The following is an 8,032-nucleotide window of genomic DNA, read 5'->3' as shown; positions in this document are numbered from 1 at the left end:
GCGGGTCCCGCTCTCCGAGGTCCCGGCGCTCACGGTTGCCGGTGCCTTCACTGCGAGCGTGCGTGAACTCCCGGAAAAGCCCGGTGTGTCGCCCGCAGACACGCACGCTCGCGGGAAACGTGCGGGACGGCTCTCAGCCTGAGTGCGTCAGCGGCTCGTCCATGTCGAACACCCGCGCGTGCAGCACCGTGCGGTTGCGCAGCGCGGCCCGCACCGCGCGGTGCAGCCCGTCCTCGAGGTAGACGTTGCCGCGCCACTTCACCGCGTGCGGGAACAGGTCGCCGTAGAACGTCGAGTCCTCCGACAACAGCCGGTCCAGCGCGAGCACCGTCGTCGTCATCACCAGTTCGTCGAGGCGGATCTGGCGCGGCGGGATCTGCGCCCACTGGCGGTGCGACAAGCCGTGGTCAGGATAGGGTCTGCCATCGCGGACACCCTTGAAGATCATCGACGCGCCTTTGCTTGCCCCGTACCCCCGCACACCCCCAGCCCTGCAAGGTTAACCCGGCCTCCCACCGAGGGCCGCTCGGTCGAGAACACCGCTGCTGAGCACCGTAAACTGGACCCGACGGTCACGATCTCGATGAGGTGGGGTGAACAATGGGCAGCGCCGACGAGCGTCGATTCGAAGTTCTCCGCGCGATTGTCGCCGATTTCGTCGCGACCAAGGAGCCCATCGGGTCCAAGACCCTGGTGGAGCGGCACAACCTCGGGGTATCGAGCGCGACGGTCCGCAACGACATGGCGGTGCTGGAGGCCGAGGGCTACATCACCCAGCCCCACACCAGCTCCGGCCGGGTGCCCACCGAGAAGGGCTACCGGGAGTTCGTCGACCGCCTCGACGACGTCAAGCCGATGTCGAGCGCGGAGCGGCGCGCGATCCTGACGTTCCTCGAATCCGGTGTCGACCTCGACGACGTGCTGCGCCGGGCGGTCCGGCTGCTCGCCCAACTGACCCGCCAGGTCGCGGTCGTGCAGTACCCGACGCTGTCCACCTCGTCGGTGCGGCGGCTCGAGGTCGTCGCGCTGACCCCCGCGCGGCTGCTGCTCGTCGTGATCACCGACTCGGGCCGGGTCGACCAGCGCATCGTCGAACTCGGCGACGGCATCGACGACGGTCAGCTCGCGCAGCTGCGCGAGCTGCTCGGGCAGGCACTCGAGGGCAAGCCGTTGGCCGCGGCCTCGATCGCGGTGTCCGACCTGGCCTCGCACCTCAACGGGCAGGGCGGCCTGGCCAACGCGGTCGGCAGGGCGGCGACCGTGCTGGTCGAAACCCTGGTCGAGCACACCGAGGAACGACTGCTGCTCGGTGGGACGGCGAACCTGACCCGCAACACCGCCGATTTCGGCGGCTCGCTGCGCTCGGTGCTCGAGGCCCTCGAGGAGCAGGTGGTGGTGCTGCGACTGCTGGCCAAACAGCAGGAGGCAGGCAAGGTGACGGTGCGCATCGGGCACGAGACCGAGGCCGAACAGATGGCCGGCACCTCGGTGGTGAGCACCGCCTACGGTAGTTCTGGCAAGGTCTTCGGCGGCATGGGTGTGTTGGGTCCCACACGGATGGACTATCCGGGAACCATCGCCAACGTCGCCGCAGTTGCTCTTTATATTGGCGAAGTCCTAGGTAACCGCTGATCCGTGCGGCCCCGATCGGGGTATACCGCGCGGAGCGACGGGTGGGAGAGGTTGAGCGTGGCACGCGACTATTACGGCTTGCTCGGAGTGAGCAAGGGCGCCAGTGAGACGGAGATCAAGCGCGCCTATCGCAAGCTCGCCCGCGAGCTGCACCCCGACGTCAACCCCGACGAAGAGGCGCAGGCGCGCTTCAAGGAGGTCAGCGCCGCCTACGAGGTGCTCAGCGACCCGGAGAAGCGCCGGATCGTGGACCTCGGCGGCGACCCGCTGGAATCCGCCGGCGCCGCCGGCGGTGGCTTCGGCGGGTTCGGTGGGCTCGGTGACGTCTTCGAGGCGTTCTTCGGCGGCGGCGCGACGTCGCGCGGTCCGATCGGCCGGGTCCGGCCGGGCTCGGACTCGCTGTTGCGGATGCGCCTCGACCTCGAGGAGTGCGCGACCGGAGTGACCAAGCAGGTCACCGTCGACACCGCGGTGCTGTGCGACCTGTGCCACGGCAAGGGCACCCACGGCAACTCGACGCCGGTCACCTGCGACACCTGCCACGGGCGCGGTGAGGTGCAGACCGTGCAGCGGTCGCTGCTGGGCCAGGTCATGACGTCACGGCCCTGCCCGGTGTGCGGCGGCGTCGGCGAGGTGATCCCCGACCCGTGCAACCGGTGCGCCGGCGACGGCCGCGTCCGGGCCCGTCGCGAGATCAGCGTGAAGATCCCGGCCGGTGTCGGCGAGGGCATGCGGGTGCGGTTGGCCGCCCAGGGCGAGGTCGGACCCGGCGGCGGGCCGGCCGGCGACCTCTACGTGGAGGTGCACGAGAAGCCGCACGACGTCTTCGTCCGCGACGGGGACGACCTGCACTGCACGATCTCGGTGCCGATGGTCGACGCCGCGCTGGGCACGTCGGTGACCGTCGAGGCGATCCTGGACGGGCCGACCGAGATCACCATCGGAGCGGGTACGCAGCCCGGGTCGGTGACCACGCTGCGCGGCCACGGCATGCCCCACCTGCGCTCGGGGGTGCGGGGCGACCTGCACGCCCACATCGACGTGGTGGTGCCGTCCCGCCTGGACCACGACGATGTGGAACTTCTGCGCGCCTACAAGGAACGCCACCGCGACACCGCCCAGGTGCGCAGTTCAGCGACCGCGTCGTCGAACAACGGCGGCGGGCTGTTCTCCCGGCTGCGCGAGACGTTCACCGGCCGCTAGGTCCCCTCGGGTGCGGACCCTCTTCTACATCGACACCGTTCCCGGCGCCGGTGACGTTGCCGTTGTCGAGGGCGACGAGGGATTCCACGCCGCCACCGTGCGCCGCATCCGTCCCGGCGAGGAACTCGACCTCGGCGACGGGGCGGGCACCGTCGCGCACTGCGTCGTCGAGGACGTCGCCAAAGGCCGGCTGACAGCCCGTGTGCAGGAGCGCACGCACATCGACCGCCCCACACCGACGGTGACCGTGGTGCAGGCGCTGCCCAAGTCCGAGCGCGCCGAACTGGCCGTCGAGCTGGCGACCGAAGTGGGTGCCGACGCCTTCGTCGCGTGGCAGGCCGCCCGCTGTGTGGCGCGCTGGGACGGCGCCGCGAAGATCGACAAGGGTCTGCGCCGGTGGAGCGCGGTGGCGCGCTCGGCCGCGCGGCAGTCGCGGCGTCCCCACATCCCCACCGTCGACGGCGTGGTGTCGACCGCCGAACTGGCCGACCGGGTGCGGGCGGCACGTCCGGGCACGGTGCTGGTGCTGCACGAATCGGCCACCCGCCCGCTGAGGGATGTGCCGCTGTCGGGCACCGACGCGGTGACGCTGATCGTGGGACCGGAGGGCGGTGTCACCGACGCCGAACTGGCCACACTGACCGACGCGGGTGCCGTGGTGGTTCGGCTGGGCCCGACGGTGCTGCGCACGTCGACGGCGGCAGCGGTCGCGCTCGGGGCACTCGGGGTGCTGACGTCGCGCTGGGCGTGATCCCCAGTGACGAGGTAGGCCCCACACGGCCACCGAGGTAGGTTAGCCTGCCCTACGACCGACTGCCCGCGGCGCCGATCGAAGGACTCCCGATTCTCACCCGTCTGACCCGAGCGTGGATACCGCTCGTGCTGGTGGTCGTCGTCGCCGTCGCAGGGTTGGCGGTGTGGCGCATCCGCGGCATCTTCGGCTCGCACACGCTGCCGACGTACGCGGACAGTGCCTCCTCCGATGCGAACAGGTCCGACCCCAAGGTCGTGCGCTACGAGATCTTCGGCAACCCGGGCGCGACCGCCGACATCAACTACATCGACGACGAGGGCGACCCGAACCAGATCGTCGGCGCCGCCCTGCCGTGGGCCATCGAGGTGCAGACCACGTCCCCGGCGATGGTGGGAAACGTTGTCGCCCAGGGTGACAGCGACTACCTCGGCTGCCGCATCCTGGCCGACGGCGTCGTCAAGGACGAGCGCACCGCTTCGGACGTGACCGCCTACGTCTACTGCTTCACCAAGTCGGCATGACGGTCGTTTCGCGGTGGATCCGCCGGCTGGCGGTCCCGATCATCCTGGCCTGGCTGCTGGTCGTCGTCGCGCTGACGCTGCTGGTGCCCCAGCTCGAGGTGGTGGCCGCGCGCAACGCGGTGTCGATGAGCCCCAGCGACGCGCCGTCGATGCAGGCCATGGCCGACATGGGCCGACTGTTCGGCGAGTCCGAATCCGATTCGATCGCGCTGGTCGTGCTCGACGCCGACCAGCCGCTGGGTGAGGACGCGCACGCCTACTACGACACTCTCGTCGATCGGCTCGAAGCGGACCGCGCCCATGTCCGAAACGTCCAGGACACCTGGGGTGACCCGCTCACCGAGGCCGCGGCCCAGAGCTCCGACGGCCGGGCCGCCTACGTCACGCTGTACCTGGCCGGCAACATGGGCGAGACCGCGTCCAACGAGTCGGTTCAGGCGGTGCGGGACATCGTCGGCGGCCTGTCGCCCCCGCCGGGCGTGCGCGTACACGTCACCGGCCCCGCGGCGCTGACCGCCGACGTCAACATCGCCGGCGAGAGCAGCATGGCGCGGATCCTGGCCGTCACGTTCGCCGTCATCGTGGTGCTGCTGCTGTTCTTCTACCGCTCCGTGACCACCGTCGTGCTGCTGCTGATCATGGTCGGCGTCCAGATGTCGGTCGCGCGCGGCGTCGTCGCCGCGCTGGGCAACGCCCAGATCATCGGGCTGTCCACCTTCGCGGTGAACCTGCTGGTGTCGCTGGCCGTCGCCGCGGGCACCGATTACGCGATCTTCCTGGTCGGGCGCTACCAGGAGGCGCGCGCCTCGGGCGCCGACCCCCTGCATGCCTACGACGAGATGTTCCGTGGCACAGCGCATGTGGTACTCGGGTCGGGGCTGACCATCGCCGGGGCGATGTTCTGCCTGAGCTTCACCCGGATGCCGTACTTCCAGAGCATGGGCATCCCGTGCGCGGTGGGCATCGTCGCCGGCGTGGCGGTCGCGCTGACCCTCGGCCCGGCGATCATCACCGTGGCGAGCCGCTTCGGCATGCTGGAACCCAAGCGCGCGTTGCGGATCCGCGCCTGGCGGCGGATCGGCACCACGGTGGTCCGCTGGCCCGGCCCCATCCTGGTCGCCTCGCTGGCGCTGGCCCTGATCGGGCTGGTGGCGCTCCCGGGCTATCAGACCAGCTACGACGACACCCGCTACATCCCGGCATCCATTCCCGCCAACGCCGGATTGCAGGCCGCCACACAGCATTTCTCCCTGTCCCGGATGAGCCCGGAGGTGCTGATCGTCGAGGCCGACCACGATCTACGCAACCCGTCGGACTTCCTGATCCTCGACCGCCTGGCCAAGCGCGTCTTCGCCGTGGAGGGAGTGGCCCGGGTGCAGGCGCCGAGCCGGCCCGACGGCGCGCCGATCGCGCACACGTCGATCCCGTTCCTGATCAGCATGCAGGGCGTCGGTCAACAGCAGAACATGAAGCTGATGAAGGACCGCATCGCCGACATGCGCACGCAGGCCGACGGCATCGCCAAGACGATCGACACGATGAAGACGATGTACGGACTGATGACGAGGTTCTCGGGCATCACCACCGAGATGATCGACGACATGGCCGAGATGCGCGACACCGTGCACCAATTGCGGGACATGGTGGCGAATTTCGACGACCAGTTCCGGCCGATCCGCAACTACTTCTACTGGGAACCGCACTGCTACGACATCCCGTTGTGCTGGTCGTTCCGCTCGCTGTTCGACTCGATGGACGGCATCGGCACGATGACCGACACGTTCGACAAGGCCGTGGTGAACATGGACGAGATGAAAACCCTACTGCCGCAGATGCTCGCGACGTTCCCGCCGATGATCCAGACCATGGAGAGCATGCGGCAGATGATGCTGACCACCTACGCCACGATGGGTGGGTTCTACGACCAGATGGACGAACTCACCCGCAACTCGACCGAGATGGGCAAAGCGTTCGACGCCGCCCGCAATGACGACTCGTTCTATCTGCCGCCCGAGGTGTTCTCCAACAAGGACTTCCAGCGGGCCATGGAGAGCTTCTTCTCACCCGACGGCAGGACCGTGCGGATGCTCGTCGCGCACCGCGGCAACCCGACCACCGAGGAGGCGCTGCGCCGCGTCGAACCCATCAAGATCGCGGCGATCGAGGCGCTCAAGGGCACCCCGCTCGAAGACGCGACGATCCAGCTCGGCGGCACCGCGGCCACGTTCAAGGACATGTCGGACGGCTCCCGGTACGACCTGATGATCGCGGTCGTCTCGGCGCTGGGCCTGGTGCTGATGATCATGCTAGTGCTCACCCGCAGCCTGGTCGCGGCCCTGGTGATCGTCGGCACCGTCACGCTGTCGCTGGGCGCGTCGTTCGGCATCTCGATCCTGATCTGGCAGCACATCGTCGGCATCGAGCTGCACTGGATGGTGCTCGCGCTGTCGATCATCGCGCTGATCGCGGTCGGATCGGACTACAACCTGCTGCTGGTCTCCCGGTTCAAGGAGGAGGTCGGCGCGGGCATCAGGACCGGCATCATCCGCGCCATCGGGGGGACCGGTTCGGTGGTCACGGTCGCGGGGGTGGTGTTCGCGCTGACGATGGCGTCGATGGTGGTCAGCGACCTGCGGATCATGGCGCAGGTCGGGACCACGATCGGGCTGGGACTGCTGTTCGACACGTTCGTCGTGCGGGCCTTCATGATGCCGGCGATCGCCACCCTGCTGGGCCGCTGGTTCTGGTGGCCGGTGCCGGTCCGCTCCCGGCCGGCCCGCATAACGACTGGACCTGTTTCGCCGCGGCGCTAAACTGGGGCGTCGAAGGACTCGATCAGCACAGGAAGCAGGCAGAAAAGCCCACGTGACGCCCCGCGAGACGAACGCTGGCTCGGACGCATCACAGGTCCGCAGCACCATTACCGTTCCGCCCGACCTGGTCGTGGGCCTGCTGGGCCGCTCCGACGAGAATCTGCGGGCACTCGAGACGCTGCTCTCCGCCGACATCCACGCCCGCGGCAACGCCGTGACCCTGTCCGGTGAACCGGCAGACGTCGCGCTGGCCGAGCGGGCGATCTCCGAGCTGATCGAGATCGCCGGCAGTGGCCAGCGGCTGACGCCCGATGCGGTACGCCACAGCGTCGCGATGCTCACCGGTATGCAGGACGGCACGGTCGACGAGTCGCCGGCCGAGGTGCTGACGCTGGACATCCTCAACCGGCGCGGCAAGACGATCCGGCCCAAGACGCTCAACCAGAAGCGCTACGTCGACGCGATCGACAACCACACCATCGTGTTCGGCATCGGCCCGGCCGGCACCGGCAAGACGTATCTGGCCATGGCCAAGGCCGTCAGCGCCCTGCAGACCAAGCAGGTCAGTCGCATCATCCTGACCCGGCCCGCGGTGGAAGCGGGGGAGCGTCTCGGCTTCCTGCCCGGCACGCTGAGCGAGAAGATCGATCCGTATCTGCGCCCGCTGTACGACGCGCTGCACGACATGATGGACCCCGAGCTGATCCCGAAGTTGATGAGCGCCGGGGTCATCGAGGTCGCGCCGCTGGCCTACATGCGCGGCCGCACGATCTCCGATGCGTTCATCATCCTCGACGAGGCGCAGAACACCACCGCCGAGCAGATGAAGATGTTCCTGACCCGGCTCGGCTTCAACTCGAAAATCGTTGTCACAGGCGATATCACGCAGGTGGATCTACCCGGCGGCGCGCCATCGGGGCTCAACGCCGCGACACGCATCCTCGCCGGCATCGACGACATCCACTTCGCCGAGCTCACCAGTGCCGACGTGGTCCGGCACCGGCTGGTGTCCGAGATCGTGGACGCCTACGCCCGGGCCGAGGAGCCGAGCCTGATGAACCGGGCGCAGCGACGCTCGGGCACCGGGAACCGGCCGAGGCGGTAACGCG

General features: G+C 68.9%; 7 protein-coding genes. 6 read left to right on the top strand and 1 reads right to left on the bottom strand.

Annotated features, from left to right (window positions below):
• Positions 1 to 133 precede the first annotated feature (133 nt).
• Positions 134 to 448: a type II toxin-antitoxin system VapB family antitoxin gene (locus MCHUDSM44219_RS16130; RefSeq protein ID WP_048419248.1), complete on the bottom strand. Its 315-nt coding sequence runs from the start codon at positions 446 to 448 to the stop codon at positions 134 to 136.
• Positions 449 to 600: 152 nt separating this feature from the next.
• Here MCHUDSM44219_RS16130 and hrcA point away from each other — a divergent pair, with 152 nt between their 5' ends.
• From hrcA to MCHUDSM44219_RS16100, 6 genes are all read left to right on the top strand, one after another.
• Entirely contained in the window at positions 601 to 1,632 is a 1,032-nt protein-coding gene (hrcA, locus tag MCHUDSM44219_RS16125) for a heat-inducible transcriptional repressor HrcA (RefSeq protein ID WP_048419247.1), read from the top strand.
• 57 nt (positions 1,633 to 1,689) lie between these two features.
• On the top strand, positions 1,690 to 2,835 hold the full coding sequence (gene dnaJ, locus MCHUDSM44219_RS16120) for a molecular chaperone DnaJ (RefSeq protein WP_048419246.1): 1,146 nt from the start codon (positions 1,690 to 1,692) through the stop codon (positions 2,833 to 2,835).
• Positions 2,836 to 2,845: 10 nt separating this feature from the next.
• On the top strand, positions 2,846 to 3,586 hold the full coding sequence (locus MCHUDSM44219_RS16115) for a 16S rRNA (uracil(1498)-N(3))-methyltransferase (protein WP_048419245.1): 741 nt from the start codon (positions 2,846 to 2,848) through the stop codon (positions 3,584 to 3,586).
• 104 nt (positions 3,587 to 3,690) lie between these two features.
• Entirely contained in the window at positions 3,691 to 4,110 is a 420-nt protein-coding gene (locus MCHUDSM44219_RS16110; protein WP_082162236.1) for an MmpS family transport accessory protein, read from the top strand.
• Entirely contained in the window at positions 4,107 to 6,923 is a 2,817-nt protein-coding gene (locus tag MCHUDSM44219_RS16105) for an MMPL/RND family transporter (RefSeq protein WP_048419243.1), read from the top strand. Before MCHUDSM44219_RS16110 ends, MCHUDSM44219_RS16105 begins: the two co-directional genes overlap by 4 nt.
• Positions 6,924 to 6,975: 52 nt before the next feature.
• Positions 6,976 to 8,028, top strand: a complete 1,053-nt coding sequence (locus MCHUDSM44219_RS16100) for a PhoH family protein (RefSeq protein ID WP_048419242.1) — start codon at positions 6,976 to 6,978, stop codon at positions 8,026 to 8,028.
• The last annotated feature ends 4 nt before the right edge of the window (positions 8,029 to 8,032 follow it).

Source organism: Mycolicibacterium chubuense (assembly GCF_001044255.1).
Lineage (GTDB): Bacteria > Actinomycetota > Actinomycetes > Mycobacteriales > Mycobacteriaceae > Mycobacterium > Mycobacterium chubuense.
The sequence above is the reverse complement of the archived record's forward strand: the minus strand, read 5'-3'. Positions and strand labels throughout refer to the sequence as shown.

Bases quoted from the DNA above. Each gene is read 5' to 3' on its own strand.
- MCHUDSM44219_RS16105 (WP_048419243.1), top strand. From the start codon at position 4,107: ATGACGGTCGTTTCGCGGTGGATCCGCCGGCTGGCGGTCCCGATCATC.
- hrcA (WP_048419247.1), top strand. From the start codon at position 601: ATGGGCAGCGCCGACGAGCGTCGATTCGAAGTTCTCCGCGCGATTGTC.
- MCHUDSM44219_RS16130 (WP_048419248.1), bottom strand. From the start codon at position 448: ATGATCTTCAAGGGTGTCCGCGATGGCAGACCCTATCCTGACCACGGC.